The organism is Arthrobacter mangrovi (assembly GCF_026011795.1).
GTDB lineage: Bacteria > Actinomycetota > Actinomycetes > Actinomycetales > Micrococcaceae > Crystallibacter > Crystallibacter mangrovi.
Genome location: NZ_BRVS01000044.1, coordinates 1 through 20337 on the forward strand (window position 1 = coordinate 1; position 20337 = coordinate 20337).

14 protein-coding genes and 1 pseudogene are annotated in these 20337 nt (G+C 66.0%); 5 read left to right on the forward strand and 10 right to left on the reverse strand.

Annotated elements, in window-relative coordinates:
• A pseudogene (locus tag AHIS1636_RS20225) lies at window positions 1-231 on the forward strand (thiamine pyrophosphate-binding protein); the annotation flags it as partial.
• 777 nt (window positions 232-1008) lie between these two features.
• Here AHIS1636_RS20225 and AHIS1636_RS20230 read toward each other — a convergent pair.
• The 5 genes from AHIS1636_RS20230 to AHIS1636_RS20250 form a co-directional block, all read right to left on the reverse strand.
• Window positions 1009-1380 (reverse strand): DUF7793 family protein, encoded by a 372-nt coding sequence (locus AHIS1636_RS20230; protein ID WP_264797671.1) that lies wholly within the window; start codon window positions 1378-1380, stop codon window positions 1009-1011.
• A 338-nt stretch (window positions 1381-1718) separates the two neighbouring features.
• Window positions 1719-2000 carry a hypothetical protein gene (locus tag AHIS1636_RS20235; RefSeq protein WP_264797672.1) on the reverse strand — a complete coding sequence of 94 codons (282 nt, stop codon included), beginning with the start codon at window positions 1998-2000 and terminating at the stop codon, window positions 1719-1721.
• Between the two features lie 848 nt (window positions 2001-2848).
• Complete coding sequence (locus AHIS1636_RS20240) at window positions 2849-4153, reverse strand: cation:proton antiporter (RefSeq protein ID WP_264797673.1); 1305 nt, start codon at window positions 4151-4153, stop codon at window positions 2849-2851.
• 57 nt (window positions 4154-4210) lie between these two features.
• The gene (nhaA, locus tag AHIS1636_RS20245) at window positions 4211-5560 is read right to left on the reverse strand and encodes a Na+/H+ antiporter NhaA (RefSeq protein ID WP_264797674.1); all 1350 of its coding nucleotides are present in this window, start codon (window positions 5558-5560) and stop codon (window positions 4211-4213) included.
• Window positions 5561-5723: 163 nt separating this feature from the next.
• Window positions 5724-6191 carry a DUF4383 domain-containing protein gene (locus tag AHIS1636_RS20250; RefSeq protein WP_264797675.1) on the reverse strand — a complete coding sequence of 156 codons (468 nt, stop codon included), beginning with the start codon at window positions 6189-6191 and terminating at the stop codon, window positions 5724-5726.
• Window positions 6192-6795: 604 nt separating this feature from the next.
• Here AHIS1636_RS20250 and AHIS1636_RS20255 point away from each other — a divergent pair.
• Window positions 6796-7077, forward strand: coding sequence for a DUF3040 domain-containing protein (locus tag AHIS1636_RS20255; RefSeq protein WP_264797676.1), 282 nt, complete (start codon window positions 6796-6798; stop codon window positions 7075-7077).
• Between the two features lie 502 nt (window positions 7078-7579).
• On the opposite strand, the gene AHIS1636_RS20260 is transcribed toward AHIS1636_RS20255, so the two are convergent.
• Together AHIS1636_RS20260 and AHIS1636_RS20265 are read right to left on the reverse strand one after the other, a co-directional pair.
• Complete coding sequence (locus AHIS1636_RS20260) at window positions 7580-9199, reverse strand: ABC transporter permease (RefSeq protein ID WP_264797677.1); 1620 nt, start codon at window positions 9197-9199, stop codon at window positions 7580-7582.
• The gene (locus AHIS1636_RS20265) at window positions 9196-10098 is read right to left on the reverse strand and encodes an ABC transporter ATP-binding protein (protein WP_264797678.1); all 903 of its coding nucleotides are present in this window, start codon (window positions 10096-10098) and stop codon (window positions 9196-9198) included. The genes AHIS1636_RS20260 and AHIS1636_RS20265 overlap by 4 nt, the downstream gene beginning before the upstream one ends.
• A 244-nt stretch (window positions 10099-10342) precedes the next feature.
• Here AHIS1636_RS20265 and AHIS1636_RS20270 point away from each other — a divergent pair, with 244 nt between their 5' ends.
• Window positions 10343-13033 (forward strand): cation-translocating P-type ATPase, encoded by a 2691-nt coding sequence (locus tag AHIS1636_RS20270; RefSeq protein ID WP_264797679.1) that lies wholly within the window; start codon window positions 10343-10345, stop codon window positions 13031-13033.
• A 1093-nt stretch (window positions 13034-14126) separates the two neighbouring features.
• Complete coding sequence (locus AHIS1636_RS20275) at window positions 14127-15017, forward strand: potassium channel family protein (RefSeq protein WP_264797680.1); 891 nt, start codon at window positions 14127-14129, stop codon at window positions 15015-15017.
• A gap of 29 nt (window positions 15018-15046) precedes the next feature.
• Here the strand turns inward: AHIS1636_RS20275 and AHIS1636_RS20280 are convergent, their stop codons facing one another.
• The 3 genes from AHIS1636_RS20280 to AHIS1636_RS20290 form a co-directional block, all read right to left on the reverse strand.
• A complete protein-coding gene (locus AHIS1636_RS20280) occupies window positions 15047-15649 on the reverse strand; it encodes a DUF305 domain-containing protein (RefSeq protein WP_264797681.1) in 603 nt (200 codons plus the stop codon).
• A 133-nt stretch (window positions 15650-15782) separates the two neighbouring features.
• The gene (locus AHIS1636_RS20285) at window positions 15783-16193 is read right to left on the reverse strand and encodes a four-helix bundle copper-binding protein (RefSeq protein ID WP_264797682.1); all 411 of its coding nucleotides are present in this window, start codon (window positions 16191-16193) and stop codon (window positions 15783-15785) included.
• A gap of 1155 nt (window positions 16194-17348) precedes the next feature.
• Window positions 17349-18836, reverse strand: a complete 1488-nt coding sequence (locus AHIS1636_RS20290; protein WP_264797683.1) for a helix-turn-helix domain-containing protein — start codon at window positions 18834-18836, stop codon at window positions 17349-17351.
• Window positions 18837-18992: 156 nt separating this feature from the next.
• On the opposite strand from AHIS1636_RS20290, the gene aceA reads away from it, so the two are divergent.
• Entirely contained in the window at window positions 18993-20309 is a 1317-nt protein-coding gene (gene aceA / locus AHIS1636_RS20295; RefSeq protein WP_262107564.1) for an isocitrate lyase, read from the forward strand.
• Window positions 20310-20337 lie beyond the last annotated feature (28 nt).

The following is a 20337-nucleotide window of genomic DNA, read 5'->3' on the forward strand; positions in this document are numbered from 1 at the left end:
GACCAGGCAATGCTCATCGACGAAGTCGATTTTTCAGCCATCGGACGAGCCCTCGGCGCACACGGAGCCAAAGCCCACACCCTCGCAGACCTCGCGAAACTGGAACGATGGCTGGCCACACACAACGAAGGAGTCTTCGTCCTGGACGTCGCCATCTCCCAAAACGTAATCGTCGAATACATGGCCGCGTCTCTCGAAGCAGGCAGGAACCAAGCAACCTTTGATCAATAGACGCCGATAACGGCGCATATGTCCTGAAGACCGCTGCGAAGCATTCTGGCACCGCTTCCCGGCCTGAATTGCGGGACGGGCGGATGCGCCGCGTCCACCCAGAACCTCCAGGCTAGGGGATTGACTTTTCCCCGAACTGGGGGCTGATGTTTTCACAAGATTGATCGGTCATCCTCTTCCTGTGGTCAAAAGGGCATGCTGACACACTCCCAAAGAATGGATGTTAGGCCACGCGCCGGGCCCAGTTTCGCCTTCCACCCCCGCTGTCGATACCGGGCCCGGTTCTACGCGCGCTAGACATTTTTGTTCGGGGGTACTCAACGGTGTGGGAGGGTGCGGCTAACACCCTGCTGCGCTGCAGATTCGCGTGTTTCCGTCGAACAAGCGCCGGGCTGCGATGAGCTTGGGCTCCCGGGCTGCCTATCATGGAGTGTGCTCCTGCTGATGTTTATTGGGCTCGCACTCATGATCACGGCAACGGTATTTTCGGTCCGGCACCCAAGGGCTGCCGGGGAGCCTTTCTCGACGCGTCGCAGGTTTTTCCTCTGTCTGAACGTCATCGGCGGGGTTCTCGTCGTTTTATACGCCTATTCCGTCTCCCGCGGGCTGCAGTAACGAAGGCCTGATGCCTGCCGCCCTGGATGCGGGCGTGCCCGCATCACGCTTCCGGCCGCCGCCTTGCCTGTAGACAGCGGCGAGATCGCTGCGGTCTTCGGGCTGGTCCGTGGAGTCGTTGGCAAATCCGCCACGATCCGGTCCTGGACATTCAGACGTGCGCTAGTGTTCCAGTAGCCAGCGGGCGGCCTGTGTCCTGGAGGTGAAGAAGCGGGTCGGGCACGGAGGGGTGTTGACGTGGAGAAAGAAATTGACCAGGACCCGGTCCACCGGGGATGAGCCGATCAACGCGATTTTCGATGCGCAGGAGCGCCGGGTGAAGACGGTACGGGCTCCCCGGCTGATAGAGCCTGTGCCAGTCATGTCGATCAGCAGCGGACAAGGTCGGTCTGTGCACATCTCATTCACCAGCTCCATCGCTGCGCGCGCATCTACCTCCCCGATATCCACGCCGATGTTCCAGCGCAGATGCAGTAGCCCTTCCCGGGTCATACGGAGCGATGCTGTGCGGGCGTCGGTGAACCGCTCTGTCATCCTTGCTACCTCCCGTCGCCTTCGGCGTCCATTGCCCGATCCTAACCTCGTGGCAGGGCCGGCTACTTGTCGTTTCAGGTCCTGCCGGCTGCATCCTTCCCGGTTCAAACCGGGAAACTACTGCAGGTCGGGACATGCGACCTCCGACTTTGACTGTAGTCAGTCCGCCCTGGAGCGTCGGAGCCGGTGCACCGGCATGGTGGTATCCGACGAAGAGGAACCTGTCGGGGCGCAGGCAGCCGCGCACCATAGCCCGGACTTTCTCCTGGCAGGGTTCAGGCCGTCCGGTATCCGGCAGGGGGCCGCAAGACGCAGCTGTTACCGCCGCGAGCCGGTGTTTATGCGGCCGTCGGATCGTCCAAGGTGAATCCGCAGGCACAGCGGTAGGTGCGGGTTTCTTCTTCCCGTTCCGGGGGTACGGTCCCGGGAAGCAGCACCATCAGCGGCGCCGTGATCGGCAGTTCGCCCGGGGCAACCGGCTGCATCACGTCGCCGCAGTGGACGTACTCCAACACTGTGCGGGCCAGCGCCGAGTCCACGGGCAGGCATCCTGCGCTTGAGTGCAGCTGCTGCCGTTTCTTCGCCGTTTTTTCACTGACGCGGACGGATGGCGTGGACATTGGGGGCGGTTTCCTCCTGCCTGCCGGCTCCTTTGCCGGCGGCAACCTTAATCGTCAACGCGCCCGCCGCCAGCAACAGGGCTGTACACAATTGGAGGACTTTGCGCGGGACGGGTAAGACACGGGCCGCGAGCCCCACCCCGGGCGGTACAGGGAAACCTGCACCCGCGGCGCAGCCGACGGTGTCGGCTTCAGCGCTTCACCGTGTTCCGCCGTGTGGACCGAGGATCCACTGTGACGGCGCCTATATGTTGGTGCACGCAGTGACGGGGACGGCTTGGGTCTCTGGAACATCTCCGGGATGCCGTACCGTCGGCATCCCGGTTCTGCGGTAGATGTGGCTGCGGGCGGCCAGCAGTACCGGGCCAGGGCGGGGCGGGGTGGTTTGGATGTGGATAGACGAGCCGACGGGTTGACGGTGTACGCCTGCAGCGCCGGTCACGGGTCAAGGCAAATACCGCGCCGAGGCCTTGTCTGCTGGCCAGGCAAAACCACCGTGAAGGTGCTGCCGCACACTGGAATGCTGGTGACAGTCATACTCCCCTATGGGCTTCGGCGATGGCGTTGGTGATGTTGGACCCCGGGCTCCGGCGCCGGGGATAGCGGCCTTGGCTGCAGCGTAGGAGCGGAAGAACCTGGCGAACGCCTCCCGTTGCTCCTGTCCTCACATGGCCATGCCAGCGTCTGTCACCTCGACGAGGATGTCCTCTGCCTGGCGATATGCCCACACCTGTGCGGTCCGGTTCAGCAGCGGAAGGTCCGGCCGCACACGCCGGTTCAAGAGACCGAGGATCCCCTACCGGCCCTCCCAGTGTCGGGGGAGGGCACGCTGCTGGTTGTGCTGCAGATCAGACGGCGGTGCTAGGGGCTTCTCCGGGGCTGCCGGTGTCGCGGATGGCCTTGCGCCGACGGGCCCGGTCGAGGGCGTTCATAACGGGTCCCGCGGTGGTGCCGTGGACCACGATGGAGATCACGAGCACAAGCCCCACGACCCGCCACAACATCTGGGCTTCCTGGGCAAACCGGCCCTCCGACAGCGCGTAGGACAGATAGTAGATGGAGCCGATGCCGCGCACCCCGAAGAAGGAGATCACCGCCCGTTCCCACGGCCCGGTACGCCCCCTGGCGAGGGCGATCCATCCTACTGCAGGACGAACCAGCAGGACTATGGCCAGTGCCACCGCTACCTCAGCCCACGTGGTTCCGGCCAGCAGTCCCCGGGCAACTGCGCCGCCGATCAGGACCAGCAGGACCACGGTCAACAGCCGTTCCAGCTGCTCAATGTAGTTGTGCAGGATCCCGTGGTAGCCATGCGTATGTTCATGCGAACGGATCGTGACGGCGCAGACGAAGACGGCAATGAAGCCGTACCCTTCCACAAGTTCTGCCATCCCGTAGGCGAAGAACGTGGCCGCCAGCGCCACAAATCCCTCGGAGTGTTCAGCCAGGCGTACGCTCTTCGCCGGCGCCCGGAAGAAGACCCGTCCCAGCAGGCGGCCCACGCCGTACCCGATCAGGCAGCCCGCGGTGATCCGCCAGAACAGATCCAAGCCGAGGAACTGCGGCAGCCAGGCCGCGGGAGAGGTACCCACGAGACTTAGCGCAATGGCCAGATAGACGACGGGAAAGGCCAGCCCGTCGTTGAGCCCGGCTTCGGACGTCAGCGCGAAGCGAACCTCGTCCTCCCCTTCAAGGTCCTCCTCCGCGTCGGCCGGTTCGCCGACCTGAACCTCGGACGCCAGCACCGGATCGGTCGGCGCCAGCACGGCCGCCAGCAGCACCGCCGCCGCAGCTCCCAGTCCGAGGACCCATCCGCCCAGCAGGAAGAACCCGATGACGCACACCGGCATGGCAATGGCGAGCAGCCGCCACGTGCTGGCCCAGGACCGCAACCCCACTGGGCGGTCCAGGGCCAGTCCGGCGCCCATGAGCGAGACAATCACGCAGACCTCGCTCAGATGCACCGTGATGTCCCCGTGGACCAGCGGATCCGGGTCAGGCAGCTCGTCCAGCGCGGCGAAAGCGAAGACACCTGCTCCAAGAAACACCATGGGCATGGATACCGGTGCGCGCATCAGCACCCGCGGCAGCAGCGCCGCGGCGAACACGGCTAGACCGGACGCGGCGAACACCAGGCTGGGAACCTCGAACATCTGCAGCCCCTCCCCGTCCTATCCGATCAGCGGGCCGCCTACCCGGACACCGGGCGTCTAACTGCCGCTGCTCTGCTGGTACACGTCCGGGATCCCGTCCTGATCCGTGTCGGCGCGTTCCTCGGCCTCGATCCTGCTGTACGCGCGGTTGCGTGCGCCCAGCAGCACCGCGGCCAGGACGGCGGCGGACAAGGAGGCGGTAAGAATAGCGACCTTGGCGTGATCGTTGGCCGGTTCCCCGAGGCCGAAACTCAGTTCGGCGATAAGCAGGGAGACGGTGAAGCCGATGCCGGCCAGCAGCCCGACCCCGGCCAGGTCAACCCACCTCAAGGACGGATCGAGCCGGGCCCGCGTGAACCGGGCCATCAACCAGGTGGCCGTGAGGATCCCGACCGGTTTACCCAGGACCAGGGCGGCGATAATGCCCAGGGCCACCGGGTCGGTCAGCGCGGAGGCCAGCCCCTGGAACCCGCCGAGCGCGACGCCGGCGGAGAAGAACGCGAACACCGGTACCGCGAAACCGGCCGAGACCGGACGGAAGCGGTGCTCAAAGATCTCGGCGAGGCCCGGTCCGGCGGCCGGTCCGCCGCTGTCTTTGCTGCGCAGCACCGGGATGGTGAAGCCCAGCACGACGCCGGCGATGGTGGCGTGAATGCCGGAGGCATGCAGCAGCGCCCAGGCCACGACGCCGATCGGCAGCAGGATCAGCCAGGCGGCGGCGGGTTTCAGGCCGAAGAAACGCCGGTATTTCTGCGCCAGGAACGCGTACACCGTCACCGGGACCAGAGTCAGCAGCAGCGCCGGAATGTTGATCTCGCTCGTGTAGAAGACGGCGATGATCGCGATCGCGAGCAGATCATCCACGACCGCGAGGGTGAGCAGGAACAGCCGCAGCGCGGTGGGCAGATGCGAGCCGATGACGGCCAGGACAGCGACCGCGAACGCGATATCGGTCGCGGTCGGGACCGCCCAGCCGCGCAGACTCTCACCATCGCCCCAGTTGACCGCCGCATAGATCATCGCGGGGACCGCGACCCCGCCGACGGCGGCGGCGATCGGGACGATCGCCTTGCTGACCTGCCGCAGGTCGCCGGCCACGATTTCGCGTTTGAGCTCGAGCCCGACAAGGAAGAAAAACACGGCCAGCAGCCCGTCGGCCGCCCAGGCGCCCAGGCTGAGGTCCAGATGCCAGGGCTCGTAACCGACCTTCAGGTCGCGGAGTGCGAAATAACTGTCGGCTGCCGGCGAGTTCGCCCAGATGATCGCGGCGGCCGCAGCGGCAACCAGAAGCATCCCGCCGACGGTTTCCTTGCGCAGGATCTCCCCAATGCGCAAGGCCTCGGCATAGCTGCCGTGACCGATCAGCGGGCGCCTGCCGGGACGCGGAACGGATGGACCAGTGGCCATGAAGGCCTCCTTCAAAGCGGGTCGACGAACATTACCGCCGACCAGACTTCCCGGCACACCACCTTCCACGTTACCCGAAAACACCACCCGCGGCTCGGGACCGAGGTCGGCAGCCGAGAGAGCCCGACCCCCGCACGCCAACGCATCCGGCTGCCCCGGTGGGCTAGCCCCAGTGCGGCATGTTGCCCCGGGTCCTTGCGCCGATCAGCCACCGAGCAGAAATCATTCCGAGCCCCAGACCGAAATGCAGCCAGCTGCCGGCGGCATCGACCGGGACTATGTTGAATGAGGGCTCGGCGATGCCCATTCCATACAACCAGAGCAGCAGGTAAAAAATGCCTCCCCAAGTCAGGTAGCTGCGCGCCGCGCGCCGCCCCCGACGCGCCGCGGCAATTCCAAGGAATCCGAATATCAGGTGCACGATGTTGTGCAGGACTGAAACCTGGAACACCCCCAGGAGCATGGCCCCGGAGTGATGCCCGGCAAGGGCCATCCGCCCGTATCCTGTGGTGATACCGGGGATGAACCCCAGAACACCGGCCAGCAGGAATACCGCCCCGAAAGCTGCCGCCGCTCTCCTGATCCTGGCATCTTCCGCGCCCGCCGCTTCGATCCGATCCTGTTCAGTCATGGCTGTCCTGCCCGGCTCCGGACCGAGCACCGGCATCCCGGACGCGGCAAAACAATGGCACCGGCAGGGACGGGCGGCGAGGTGGCGGAACCGCCGGACCGTGCCGGTCGCAGGTGCTGGATTTTCCGGGCAACGGGGGGAAATAGCTCGGTCAAAAGCGGATCCTCTTCTTGGGCAGCAACAGAACGTGCCGACCAGGCTTCCCGGCTCACCACCGCCAACCCTACTGCCCGAACTCTGGGATGACCATACGCAAGGTCCCCGTACCGCCCCGGTGCCCCTTCCTGTCCCAAGCCTGGAGCCGGCAACTCTCCTGCCTCGAGGCGGGCCCGGCACCCCGTCAGCCGGGAGGTGAGACAACGGAGGCATAACAACTTCCGAGCGAAGAAACCGTTCCAATTAAACTCATTGCTTCTCCGGCTAAGCCCCTCATAGCGTGGCATATACGGAAAGTCCGGGGCACTCCGCTTCTCCACGGCATGCGGGCTTCGAGCCAGGGGCTGTTTCTGGCCGCCCGAAGGCCAACTAGCCGATACCGGCCGTGATGCCGCCAAGTCTGCCCACCCGTTCCTGTAGGAACCGGAGTACGGCCAGGGAGGTTGCAATGCCACTATCGGATGAAGAACGCTATCGCCTCGAACAGCTCGAATACGAGCTCCGGGAAGATGATCCGCGGCTGGCGCGGAAACTGCGGTCGGGGCTGGTTCAGGAACGTCCCGGGCCCCGCGTCCTGCTCCACGGATTGGCCGTTCTCGCCGCTTTCGGGCTGCTGATCGTCGGATTGCTGGCCATGGTCACTCTCGACAGCTTTGGGGGTTTTATTCTCCTGGCTGCAGGCTGTTACTGGCTCACCGTCCTGCGGCATCAGCAGGATCCGCGACAGTGAAGGACCAGGCAGGACTGCGAAGGCCAGGGGTGTAACCAACGTGACCTGACTGCGACGAATACCTCCTGGAAGCGGCCCTCACGAATGGCCTTGAGCGGCGAATCATCGCCGAGTGTCGGGGCGGCACCGACGAACCATACGCGGGCCGCCTCGGAGCCCCCCTCCCCCGGCCAATAGGCTCCACTGCTCGCCGGCGCAACGGAGCCGGGCATCTTCGTCCTCCTGAGGCACCGGGCCGCCTTCCGCAACGCAGTCGTAGGATACGGTCCCTGCCCTGGCAGGGAGCTCGATGGGTCCAGGCGTATCGGCCAGCTGCCCGACAGCTTCCCGAGGCCGTGACAGGTTTAGAGGGCCCCGGTAGGACGGCTGTTTTTGGCCCCGCTTTGTGGCTCGCCGGGCGCTGGTGACGGTTATTTGTCGCCCCGCCTTCAACATCGGAATCGTCAGTGCTGGATGCGGCGGAGGGAGGTTCTGGATGACGACGGCGGCACTCGCTTCCCGGTCAGGGTGTCAGGTCCCTTTTGTGCAGCAGGCGCGCGGCGGCGAGGGCTCCGGCTGCGGCAACGGACAGAAGGATGCCGGCGGCGGTCACGTTCAGGTCTTCAACGGGCAGGGCTGAGGAGTAGCGGAACGGGCTGACGTTTTGCAGCCAGGCGGGCAGGCGCAGCAGTTCGCCGAACTGTCCCAGCACCAGGCCCGCGGCCAACAGCCCCCAGCCCAGCTGCACGGTATGGCGCGGAACGACGGCGAAGATCAGGGCTGCGGCGGCCAAGAACACGAGCGCGGCCGGCGCGTGCGCCAGTCCCGCTGCCAGGAACACCGCCGCGCCGGCCGGCGGGCTGCCGGTGAGCGCCAGACAGACCGCTGCCGCGGTACCGGCCGCAGCACAGACCACGGTCGTGGACAGGGCCGCGACGGTCAGGCTGGCGCCCATCCACCGGGCCGGGGAAACGGACCCGGCGAGCAGCAGCTCGGCGCGTCCCTCGCTTTCTTCGGCGCGAAGCCGCAGGACCGCCTGCACACCGGCGGCAGCGGCCAGCACTCCTGCGATTCCCATCAGCGCTGCCCCGAAAACGTCCACCACGCCGACTTCGGTCCCCGGGACGAGCCGGGAAATCAGGTCGGTCAGCGAAGGATTGCCCTCCACCTCCCGGGCAACGACCGGACCGAACGCTCCGGCAACCGACCCCAACACCGCCGCTGCGGCAAACCACCCCGCCAGGGTCGACCGCTGCAGACGCCACGCCAGACCCGTCAGAGTCCGCCCGGCGGCCGAGGCCCGGGCCGGACCGGGGTGCTCGGGCAGTACGCTTTCCCCCAGATCCCGCCGCTGCCGGTACAGCACCGCGACCGCTGCCAGCACCGCTGCGGCCGCCGCCAGGACCAGCACCGGGCCGATGCCGGCAGCCGCGAACGGGCGGGAGCGCTGGCCCCAGCCGATCGGTGACAACATCGACGGCCAGCCGCTGGCCACCGCATCAAGAGCCGGTGACGGCGTCCCCATCGCATCACCGATGCCGCGCACCAGATAGGCTGCCCCGACCAGGGCGGCCGCAGCACCGTTGGCTGCCCGCGCCGAGGGCAGCAGCTGCGCGGTGCCCGCAGCGACAGCCGCAAAGAATAAGCCGACGGCACCAACGGCCAGACCCGCCACCACCGAACCGCTCCCGGGAAGCCCCGCCAACACGTAACCGGCCGCGACGCACGCCGCCAGCACCGTGTTGGCAGCCGAGGCGAGGATCAGCGTCGCGGCCAGGGGCACGGCCCGGGACAGCGGGCCTGCACCGAGCAGCTCGGCACGTCCGGCCTCCTCGTCGCCGCGGGTGTGGCGGATGACCAGGAAGGTATTCATCAGCCCGGCCAGCACCGCCGTGAAGGCGTACCCTTGGAAGAAGACGACCGACCCGAGCCCGGTCCCGTCCGGGATTCCGCGCAGGAACAGGAAGGCCGGATTCGCAGCGGCTACCGCAATGATCGCCGCTCTGGCACTCTCGTCGCCAAACTGGGCGGCCACGGCCGCCGCCGTTGCGAAACCCAGGAGGGCGATCCCCGCGATCCATACCGCCAGCTGCCATCGGTCGCGCCGGACCTGAGCCAGCACCAGCCGCAGTACCGCTTTCACTGCCGTGCCCGGTCACGGTAGTGCCGCAGGAACAGCGACTCCAGCGACGGCGGACTAACTTCCAGGCCGGCAGGTCCGGCCGCGGCCACCGCTGACATCACCCGGGGCAGGTCTGCCGGGTCAGTCTCGAACTCCACGACCCCGTCAGCTGCCGTCAGGTCCCACACACCGCCCAGGCGCTGCAGGGCCTCGGGATCGGCCGGCCCGCTCACCCGGAAATGCGTGCGATGCAGGTGCCGCAGCGCGGCCAGGGACCCGCTTTCAACAGCGGTCCCGGAACGGATAATGGTCACGCTGCCGCACAGCGCTTCGACCTCGGTCAGGATGTGGCTGGAGAGCAAAACGGTCGCGCGCTCGTCCCGGACCATGCGGACCCGGCGGCGGAAGGCCGAGTCCATGAGCGGATCCAGGCCGGAGCTGGGTTCGTCCAGCAGATACAGGCGCGCCGGACGGGCAAACGCGGCAATCAAGGCCACTTTCTGCCGGTTCCCCCTGGAATACGTGCGCGCTTTACGGGTAGGGTCCAGCCCGAACTCCTCGACGAGCTCCCGGCGCCTGCGTTCCTCGGCCCCGCCGCGCAGTCCGGTGAGCAGGTCAATCACCTCGCCCCCGGTCAGGTTCGGCCACAGACTCACATCCCCGGGCACGTACCCGATCTCCCGGTGAGTCCGGACGGGTTCCACCCACGGATCCCAGCCGAAAACCCGCACCGACCCGGACGAGGGCCGGACCAGCCCGAGCAGGATGCGCAGCGTCGTGGATTTCCCGGCCCCATTGGGCCCCAGAAACCCATGGACCTCCCCCTCCGGCACCTGCAGATCCAACCCGTTCAGCGCCCGCGTCCGGCCGAACTCCTTCACGAGCCCGGACGTCTCGATCACCAGCGAACGAACACCCACAGCCCCATCGCCTCCCCTAGTCGATCCACAGCATCCACAGCAACGCGCCGCGCAAGCTCCGCGGGCTCCCCCGCGGGCCGACCAGGCTTCCCGGCTCTCCAAGGCACACACTACAAGCATGCCCCGGGCAGCGGAAGATGGCCTTCGGGGGCCATACAACGCTGGCTGTGTCCTGCCACGGCCTTTGTCCAAGTCCTGCCCTGCCTCTTGTCCAAGAGTCGTGGCAGGGTGAAGACTGGCACGCATGGCTGACCGGTCCGATACGCAGTCACCTGCCACTGCCGGGACCGTGCCGTGGCATGCGTTGGATGCTGCCGGCGCCTTTACGGAGCTTTCATCGGGACCGGGGGGACTCAGCGCTGCCGAGGCGGCCCGCCGGCTGGAGGATGCCGGCCCGAATGAGTTGAGCTTCGCCGGGACCACCCCTTGGTGGCGGGTCTTGCTGCGTCAGTTCATCAGCCCCCTGATCGGGATTCTGATGGTTGCAGCCGTAGTGACTCTCCTCCAGCAGCACTGGGTGGACTCCGGGGCAATCTTTCTCGTTTTGGCAGTCAACGCAGCTTTGGGATTTGTTCAGGAGCGCAAGGCGGAGGCCGATGTCCGGGCCCTGCAGTCTCTTTCCACCCCGTCCTGCAGGGCCCTCAGGGACGGCCTCGAGCAGGTGGTGCCCGGACGCGACGTCGTGCCGGGAGATGTCGTACTGCTGGAAAGCGGTGAACGCGTCCCGGCCGATCTCAGGCTCTTCGACAGTAACGGTCTTCAGCTTGATGAGTCCATGCTGACCGGTGAGCCGTTCGCCGCGACCAAGCATACGGAGCGGCTCCCGGAGGAAACGGGTCCGGCAGACAGGGCGAATGTGGCGTTCAGCGGCACGTTCGTGGGCAGCGGCCGCGGCAAGGGTGTGGTCTTTGCTACCGGCGGCTCCACCACGCTCGGTGAGATCAACGCCCTCGTCCAAGGCCCGCAGGGCAAGTCACCGCTGCAACTCCTCACGCATGATCTGGAACGGCGCATCGGCCTGCTCGTCCTCGCCGCCCTCGTCTTCATCTTCATTGCCGGTCTCGTGCTCGGCAACGACCTCTCCACCATGTTCCGCACCGCGGTCGGGCTGGCGGTGGCAACCATCCCCGAATCGCTGCCCATCGTCCTGACCGTCGCGCTGAGCCTGGGGGTGTCCCGAATGGCCAGCCGCAATGCGATCATCCGCACCCTGCCTGCCGTCGAAACCCTTGGCTCCACCAATGTCATCGGCTCCGATAAGACAGGAACACTGACCGAGAACCGGCTGACTGTGGAAAGAATCTGGACCACCGAAGGGCTGCTGCACATCGCGGACGGGAACGACGGCGGCGGGAGGACCGATTCTGCCCTGGTCCGGGCTGTTCTGCGGGCCGGTGCTTTGACCAACGAGGCAACGCCCTCCTCCGAGGACGAGGACCTGGAGTATTCCGGTGATGCCGTCGACGCGGCCATGGCCAAGGCCGCGGTCTCCCGGGCTGCCATCAGCGAAGCCGAGCGCACCGCCCTGCCGGTGGCCCACCAGCCGTATGAACCGCACCTGAGATACTCCCAGACCGTGCATGCCGATGCTGGCGGCCGCAGGACCCTGTACGTCAAGGGCTCACCGGAAGCGGTGCTGGACGCTGCCGACAGCATCGCCCGCGGGGATGGCACTGTTCCGCTGGACAAGTCGCTGGTCCATGCGGCCAACGAGGCGATGGGCCGGGACGGCCTGCGCGTCATTGCCACCGGTTCCCGTGTACTGGCCGATGATGAAGAACTGCCCGCCGTTCTGCCGGCCCCTACCGGGCTGACCTTCCTGGGCCTGGAAGGCATGACCGACCCGCCCCGGCCAGGCGCCGCGGACGCTGTCGCTGCATGCCGGCGGGCCGGAATCAGAGTCCTGATGATCACCGGAGATCACCCGGTGACCGCGACGGCCATCGCCGCCCGGCTCGGGCTGACCACTGAACGGACCGCCCTAACAGGCGCTGAAATGGCGGACCTGGACGATCACATGCTCGCCGCGCGCCTGGAGCAGACAGGGGTGGCAGCACGCGTCTCTCCGGCAGACAAACTGCGGATCGTACACGTCCTGCAGGGTACCGGACAGATCGTCGCCGTCACCGGTGACGGCATCAATGATGCCCCGGCGCTCAAAGCGGCCGCGATCGGCGTTGCCATGGGCAAGGCCGGCACCGACGTAGCGCGCGAAGCAGCAGATGTCGTACTGACCGATGACAACTTCGCCACCATCGTGAACGCAGTCGAACAAGGCAGGGTCACCTTCGCCGCCATCCGCAAAACCACCTACTTTCTGCTCTCCACCGGAGCCGCAGCGCTGGTAGCCGTTACGCTCAGCGTGTTCGCCGGCACGCCCCTGCTGTTCCTGCCCGTACAAATGCTGTGGATGAACGTCGTAACCAACGGCGTCCAGGACATCGCCCTGGCCTTCGAACCGGCCGAAGGAGATGAGCTAACCCGCCCCCCGCGGTCGCCCTCCGACGGTATCCTCTCCCGGACCCTCTGGTTCCGGGCAGGCATCACCGGCGCCTGGATGGCGCTGGCCGTCATCCTGAGCTTCATCGTGGAACTGCATGCCGGCTACCCCGAGATCCATGCCCGAACTCTCGCACTCACCATGTTCGTCATGCTCAGCTTTTTCCAGGTCTTCAGCTCCCGCGCTGAACACAAATCCCTCTTCCAGCTCCGCCTGCTGGCCAACAAGCCCCTCCTCTACACCTCTCTCGGCGCCCTCGTACTGCACTGGGCCGCCATGACCTGGCCTGTTTCTGCAGGCCTGCTACAGCTCACGCCCCTGACAACCTGGGAGTGGCTCCTCTGCACCGCCGTTGGTTCGACCGTGCTGATCATCGTCGAAGCAGAAAAAGCCGTCCGGCGCTTCACCCACCGCAACGACACACCCGCAGCCTGACCAGCCACCCGGTCCCCTGACCCAACCTGCGGCAGAAGGGCACGGTGGGGTGACCGGTGGAAGCCCGCGCTGAACGCCTTTGCCATCGAGAATCCACCGTTAAACGGACACTCCCGCCCCGTGGGGTTCGCCCGCAGGTTCTCCTGGGCACATCATCACGCGAGACCGTGGCGGCTGCCACACGCTGTGGGCGGACCAGCCTGATCGGTTAGTCAAAGGCGGGGCGGCAGGGTCCGCGCGGCAGCCGTCTGGCAGGTCAGCAGCGAACTGAGCAGGTCCGCCGGGCCGTGGGCCCGGCCGGGTCCGATAGGAGGGCATCAGCCGCAGTAGTTGCCCGTGGAGCCGGGGTTGGAGCCGTCCGGAGGGCTTCCGGACTTATGTCAGAGCCGGTGCGTCGATGGTGAATCCGCATTTGCACCGGAAACCCGGTGTTGTCGTCTCGGCAGGTTCAGGCGGAAGTATCCCGGGCATCAGGACCTGCAGCGGTGCAGTGATGGGAAGTGCACTAGCCGTGATCGTCTCCATTGGTTCTCCACAATGGACGTGCTCCGCCACGGTCCGGGCCAGCGCAGGATCTACAGGCAGGCATGTCAGGATTTCCTCGGCAGGAGGAAGGCGTTCCGCGATCTCCCCGGGGGCAAAAGTGTCATCGGAGTACAGCCGCGGCTGTACTGTATGAACTTCTTCCGGAAACTGGCCGTACCGTGCTTGCATCCCTGAGAGTCCTTCCTCTCGCGTCAACATCGTCGTTGCCCGCGGCACCGATAATGCTACGTCGTCTTGGTTGCCGGCAACAGGTCTGCGAGAACGGCGGCGATTTGGCTGCGACCGGGATCCGGTCCCTCGACCGCTGGCTGGTTGTTGACTGTGTACCGTGGTTTGCAGTTGTGCCGGTATCAGGCCGGGTGTTGTCCCTGGCTCGCTATCACTCTGACGATTCCATTCTCGAGAGGATCTTTTCCGTTCCAGGGGAGTCATGCCGGACGGACTGCCTGTTCGAGAGCCTGGACTGGAACTGAGATTTCCAGGGTTCCTCTGCGGGACAGGGTCGTCGCCGGGTATGCAAAGGCAGTTCTAATTGGGAGGGTTGCGAATGGGCGTGGCGCTGACGGCGGCCGGCGTGATGGTGGTCGTGGTGGGACTGACGGATATGTTCCACACTTTGCTGCACCCGACCGGGAAGGGGCGGCTGAGCCGGCTGGTACTGGTGGGAACATGGAAACTTTCCAGGGCCAGCGGCCACCGGTTTGGCTCGGCGGTGGGCCCGGCAGCGATGACTGCCGCTGTCCTGCTCTGGGTGCTGCTGCAGGGGGTCGGCTGGGCGCTCATCTATTACCCGCACGTTCCCGACGGGTTCTCATACTCCCCCGGCATTGATCCCGGCGCCTACAGCGATTTCGCCCAGGCCCTCTACATCTCCTTCGTTGCACTGGCCACCCTGGGTTTCGGCGACGTCGTGGCCACCGATCCCTGGATCCGCCTGGTGTCGCCGCTCGAAGCGCTGGCCGGATTCGCCCTGCTGACAGCCGCCCTGACCTGGTTCTCGCAGGTCTACGCCCCGTTGTCACGGCGGCGCGCACTGGCGCTGGAACTCAAGGGGATGGCCGGCACCGGTTATGCCGAAAGGCTGCATGAGCTGGACCAGGCGGCCGTTTCAAGGGCCTTGGACTCCCTCACCGCAGACGTAGCGAAGGTGCTGCTCGACTTCACACAGCATCCCGAGGGCTACTATTTCCAGGAAGAGGACCCGGACCTCTCCCTCGCCCGCCAACTTTCCTATGCCCTGGCACTGCGCGACGCGGCAGCGGCATCCCCATCGGCAACGGTACGGTTCAGCGGCCTGCGACTGGCGGACGCGCTGGACCACCTCGGGAAGAAGCTGCGCAGGGACTTCCTCTCAACAGGCGATGGTTTGGAGGAGGCCGTGGACGGATATGCCGCCGACCACGGACACTCCCCCGGCAACCACGGACCGAACCGCTAGCGGCAGCCTTCCAGGGTTCAGGGTGTTGCTCAGTCCCCGGCGCATTGGCGTTCGGCGGCCTCCGTGTAGGCCGGAACCGGACGGGACCGGGCTTCGGCGGCCGTGGCAGCGACCCCGTTGCGCTCGATGTCCTCGATCAGCCATTCCATTTCGAAGATTTCCCGGCGCTGGGCCTCGCTGATCCCGACGGCGAGCTCGCAGACACGCACGTCCTGGATCCCGGCCCGCTCGGACCGGGTAATGGCCAGGGAATGATGCGGGATCATGGCCCGCATAAACGCGGTATCGTCCACGGTGATCTGGCTCCGGTCCAGGAAAGCGCCTCCCCCGATGAGCAGGAGGCTGACCAGGATCACCGCGATGTTGGCCTTGGTGTTCTTGTACATGTTCAGCATCCAGGCGAGCATGACCAAGCCCATCGTGCCGCCCATGGTGATGGCCATAAAGACGCGGCTCTGGCTAAAACGTACGTGACTCCATTCCCAGGAACCGACGAACATCACCCAATACATCACAACCATCGCGGTCAGGATCATCGCCGCGAACCGCAAATACATCTTCCCGGACATGGATTTTTCGCTCTTGCCCTGTTCGTGCTCCCCGCCGCCCCCGGCGGTTTTGCTATCCGGCATGGCTTGGCCTCCTCGCCTCGTGTCTATTTATATTTGCGTTCTCCGCCTGCCGCAGTCGCGCGGACTGTAGCCGCACAGCCGGGATTGATACCGCCCCTTGCCTCCGGTCGAGCGGCAGGCGGAGAAAGGGATTTCAGCCCAGCGACGTGATCAGGTCGGCGCAGGCCTGTTCACAGCGCCGGCAGGCTTCGGCACAGACCCGGCAGTGCTCGTGCATGGAGGCATGCGTTTCGCATTCATCCGCGCAGGCACGGCAGGCGTCGCGGCAGGCCTCCAAAATCCTGCGGGTGATGTTTGCGTCATACCCGGTGTGACGGGAGAGCACGTTGCCGGTGGCGGCGCAGATGTCGGCGCAGTCCAGGTTGGTACGGATGCACTTGACCAGGTCCGACACCTTTTCTTCGCTCAGACAGGCATCCGCGCATGCCGTGCAGGTCTGCGAACACTCCAAACATGCCTCGATGCATTCGGCCAGTTTGGTCTTGTCGATGTCTCCCAGACCCTTGGGATAGGTCTCCAGCATGGACTGAATATGGTGGGTCATGGCCGCTTCTCCGTTCACTGATTTCAAATTCCGCATTGCGTGAGAGGGGTTACGGCCTGGATGGTCAGGCCGCTCTCTGATAGTCCTCGAGTTCCGTACACTCCTTCCTGCCGTTGTTCGGAAGTCAGGCTGCGGCGCCCAAGAGGGGCAAGGCCCCGAAGCAGGGAAAAGCGCCGGCATGCAACTGGCTTCAATTCATGGAGTCCGCCATATTGCGCGGGAGGAGTGTCTAGGTGCGGCTGATTGATAAGTCCCCGGGAGTCGGCACCGCCACGCGCGCGTCGCGGTGCCGGCCCGGGGAGTGTAATGTCCTGCGGGGGCTGACCGGCGACGCCGAAAGCGGCGGTGTGGACGGGCCGTCTGTGCCCGCCCGCTGGTGCGCCGGGGTCTCGCCAAACGCTTCGGGCTGGCGTTCCTTGCAGCATTTCCCGGGGCCCCGGCTCGGCACGTCGCCAGACTGCATGAAGCCGGACTGAAGTCCCGTCCCGGCCCCGGAGTCATGCACCGCCCCTCCAGCGGCAACATGCCCGTCGGCGTGTTGCGTCCCCGTCCCGTGCCGGGCCGATACGCACACGGCTCCCAAACCAGCCACAATGACCGCTGCCGCAACCAATGCCGCCAACCAGGTCCATGGCAACGGCAATGTGAAGCGTCGGGACAGTCCGGCCATGATCCTTTCCATTCAGGAGCAGCGTGTACGGCCAGCGTACCCACGGGCCCCAACCTCCGACCAGCCATCGCCCGAAATCCGCGTGAGTAGCTCCCGCCTCCCAGGCGCCGAGGAATTCGCCATGGACCTGGCCGCCAGATAGAACACAGGCGAGAGCGCACTTGTCATGGAGCAGCACTCAATCCGATGGTGGCTGCGGCCATACCGCCCCTTCTGATGCTGAATTGGATAGAGCGCGCCCCTACGCTGCTGGGTCGATGATGATCGCTTCGACCCCGCTGCGGTACTCCCCCAGCGACGAGCTGGTTCAGCTGAATTTTCCAAGACAACCACGACCACGTCTGAAGGCCGTGACACATCGTTCGCCTTTTAGAACGCCGAGCAGGAGACTTAGCCAAACCGATAACGGCCCATATGTCAGCCCCACGGCCCTGCTGACCCGGGGAAAGTGGGTTCGACAGAAACCCGAGGCCTCCCGGCTGCTGTTACCGGGCGGCGTGGGCTTGGAGGAACTGATAGACCTCGGTTTCGTCGACGCCGGGGAAGGCGCCGGGCGGGAGTGCGGCGAGGAGGTGGGTGTTGGCGCGGGCGGCTGGCCAGGCCTGGCCGCCCCACTGGGCGGCGAGGTCGGCGGGCGGGCGGCGGCAGCATGATTCGTCGGGGCAGAGCGACTTGGAGCGTTCCTGGGTGTCGCGGCCGCGGAACCATTTGACGTCCTTGTAGGGCACGCCGATGCTGAGCGAGTACTCGCCGGATGAGTGCCGCTCGGTGATGGCGGTGCACCAGAAGGTGCCGGCGGCGGTGTCGGTGTACTGGTTGAAGGCGCGGAACTTGTCCGGCACGTCGAAGACCGCGCGGCTGGTCCAGAACCGGCACACGGGCTGGCCTTCGATGGCGCCGGTATGGTCCGCCGGGAAGTTCACGTCGTCGTTCTCATACGCCTTATGGATAATCCCGCTGACGTGGACCTTCTGGAAGTGGCAGCGGATGCCCAGGTGGTGCGTGGCCAGGTTGGTGAAGCGGTGGGCGGCGGTTTCATAGGAAACCGAGAAGGCGTCGCGCAGGTCCTCGATCGCCAGTTCCTTCGCGGCCTTGGCTTTCTGCAGGAAATCCAGCGTGGCGTGCTCGGGCATCAGCAGTGCCGCGGCGAAGTAGTTGGTGTAGACGCGCTGGCGGAGGAAGTCGGCGTAGTCCGACGGCGTCTCGTGGCCGAGCACGTAGTGACCGACGGCCTGCAGCAGCACCGAGCGCGGGTCATGCTCCGACCGGTGGCCCTGCGTCAGGTAAATTCTGCGGTTCTTCAAATCCGTCACGGAGCGGGTGGAATGCGGCAGATCCCCGACGTACTGGAGGCTGAAGCCGAGGTGCTCGGCGATGTCCGCGGCGACGTGGTGGGACAGCGGGCCGCCCTTGAAGCCGACGGCCTTCAGCAGTTCCTGGGCCTGCGCCTCGATGTCCTCGTAGTGGTTGTTCCGGGCGCGCATTTCGGCCCGCAGTTCGGTGTTGGCGCGGCGGGCTTCCTCGGGGGTGGCGGACTGCTCGTCGAGCCGGCGCTCGAGTTCGTGCTGCAGGCCGACCAGCGACTCGAGCACGTCCATGGGAAGCCGTGAGCTGACGCGTATTTTGGGCAGGCCGAGGGACTCGTAGAGCGGACCGCGCTGATAGCGTTCCAGCTCGATTTCCAGGGCGGCGCGACGGCTGGGCGGCTCGGTTCCGAGCAGCTGGTCCATGCCCACGCCGAGGGCCTTGGCGAGCGACTGGAGCATGCCGAGTTTGGGCTCGCGCTTGCCGTTCTCGATCAGCGACAGCTGCGAGGGGGCGGTGCCGACGGCGGCCCCTAGGTCGTCGAGCGTCATGCCTTGCGCCTTGCGCAAGTGGCGCACGCGGCGACCCAGGCTGATGAGGTCGATATCGCCGTCGTTCTCTGTCTCCGTGGAGGGCTTAAGGGGACGGTGCCAGCTGGTAGACGTCATTTCTTGAGGATACGCAAAGAAACGCGAATCTTTCCAGCATTTTCATCTATCAACCCCCTTGCGAGTGCGGAATAGTCGTTTTCACGAAGAAGTTCGGCCCACAGCCGTAACCCAAGTCACCCGGTGAAGACGCTGGGACAACCAAGGAGAACAGCAATGACTGCATCATTTGAGCCGGCCCCGCAGACCCCCGAAGAGGCAGCAAAGGCACTGGAGCTCGAGTGGGCCGCCAATCCCCGCTGGGAGGGCATCACTCGCGACTACACCGCGGCCGATGTCGTCCGCCTCCGCGGCCGCGTCCAGGAGGAGCACACGCTGGCCCGCCGCGGCTCCGAGAAGCTGTGGAAGCAGCTGACCGAGGAAGCCAAGACCGGCCAGTACACCAACGCCCTCGGCGCCCTGACCGGCAACCAGGCGGTCCAGCAGGTCAAGGCCGGCCTGCGCGCCATCTACCTCTCCGGCTGGCAGGTCGCCGCCGATGCCAACCTCTCCGGCCACACCTACCCGGACCAGTCGCTCTACCCGGCCAACTCGGTGCCGCAGGTGGTCCGCCGGATCAACAACGCGCTGCTGCGGGCGGACCAGATCGAGTTCTCCGAGGGCAAGCAGAGCGTCGAGGACTGGCTGGTCCCGATCGTGGCCGACGCCGAGGCCGGTTTCGGCGGCCCGCTGAACGCCTACGAGCTGATGAAGTCGATGATCGCCTCCGGCGCCTCGGGCGTCCACTGGGAGGACCAGCTCGCGTCGGAGAAGAAGTGCGGCCACCTCGGCGGCAAGGTGCTGATTCCCACCGCGCAGCACATCCGCACCCTCAACGCGGCCCGGCTGGCCGCGGACGTGGCGGGAACGCCGTCGGTCATCATTGCCCGCACCGACGCCGAGGCCGCCACGCTGATCACCTCCGACGTCGACGAGCGCGACCGCGAGTTCATCACCGGCGAGCGCACCCCGGAGGGCTTCTACAAGGTCCGCAACGGGATCGAGCCCTGCATCGCCCGCGCCAAGGCCTACGCCCCGTACTCCGACCTGATCTGGATGGAGACCGGTACGCCGGACCTGGAGCTGGCGCGCAAGTTCGCGGAGTCCGTCAAGGCCGAGTTCCCGGACCAGATGCTCTCCTACAACTGCTCGCCGTCCTTCAACTGGAAGAAGCACCTGGACGACGCCACCATCGCCAAGTTCCAGCGCGAGCTCGGCGCCATGGGCTTCACCTTCCAGTTCATCACCCTCGCCGGCTTCCACGCCCTGAACTACTCGATGTTCGACCTGGCCCATGGCTACGCCCGGGAAGGCATGAGCGCCTACGTCGAGCTGCAGGAGCGCGAATTCGGCGCCGAAGACCGCGGCTACACCGCAACCAAGCACCAGCGCGAAGTGGGCACCGGCTACTTCGACCAGATCTCCACTGCCCTCAACCCGAACGGCAGCACCCTGGCCCTGGTGGGTTCCACCGAAGAAGGCCAGTTCCACTAAAGGAACGCGTACGACGGCGGGTGCCCGC

Bases quoted from the DNA above. Each gene is read 5' to 3' on its own strand.
- AHIS1636_RS20280 (WP_264797681.1), bottom strand. From the start codon at position 15,649: ATGCCGGATAGCAAAACCGCCGGGGGCGGCGGGGAGCACGAACAGGGC.
- AHIS1636_RS20230 (WP_264797671.1), bottom strand. From the start codon at position 1,380: ATGACAGAGCGGTTCACCGACGCCCGCACAGCATCGCTCCGTATGACC.
- AHIS1636_RS20270 (WP_264797679.1), top strand. From the start codon at position 10,343: ATGGCTGACCGGTCCGATACGCAGTCACCTGCCACTGCCGGGACCGTG.
- AHIS1636_RS20250 (WP_264797675.1), bottom strand. From the start codon at position 6,191: ATGACTGAACAGGATCGGATCGAAGCGGCGGGCGCGGAAGATGCCAGG.
- AHIS1636_RS20235 (WP_264797672.1), bottom strand. From the start codon at position 2,000: ATGTCCACGCCATCCGTCCGCGTCAGTGAAAAAACGGCGAAGAAACGG.
- AHIS1636_RS20255 (WP_264797676.1), top strand. From the start codon at position 6,796: ATGCCACTATCGGATGAAGAACGCTATCGCCTCGAACAGCTCGAATAC.
- AHIS1636_RS20275 (WP_264797680.1), top strand. From the start codon at position 14,127: ATGGGCGTGGCGCTGACGGCGGCCGGCGTGATGGTGGTCGTGGTGGGA.
- AHIS1636_RS20240 (WP_264797673.1), bottom strand. From the start codon at position 4,153: ATGTTCGAGGTTCCCAGCCTGGTGTTCGCCGCGTCCGGTCTAGCCGTG.
- AHIS1636_RS20290 (WP_264797683.1), bottom strand. From the start codon at position 18,836: ATGACGTCTACCAGCTGGCACCGTCCCCTTAAGCCCTCCACGGAGACA.
- aceA (WP_262107564.1), top strand. From the start codon at position 18,993: ATGACTGCATCATTTGAGCCGGCCCCGCAGACCCCCGAAGAGGCAGCA.
- nhaA (WP_264797674.1), bottom strand. From the start codon at position 5,560: ATGGCCACTGGTCCATCCGTTCCGCGTCCCGGCAGGCGCCCGCTGATC.
- AHIS1636_RS20285 (WP_264797682.1), bottom strand. From the start codon at position 16,193: ATGACCCACCATATTCAGTCCATGCTGGAGACCTATCCCAAGGGTCTG.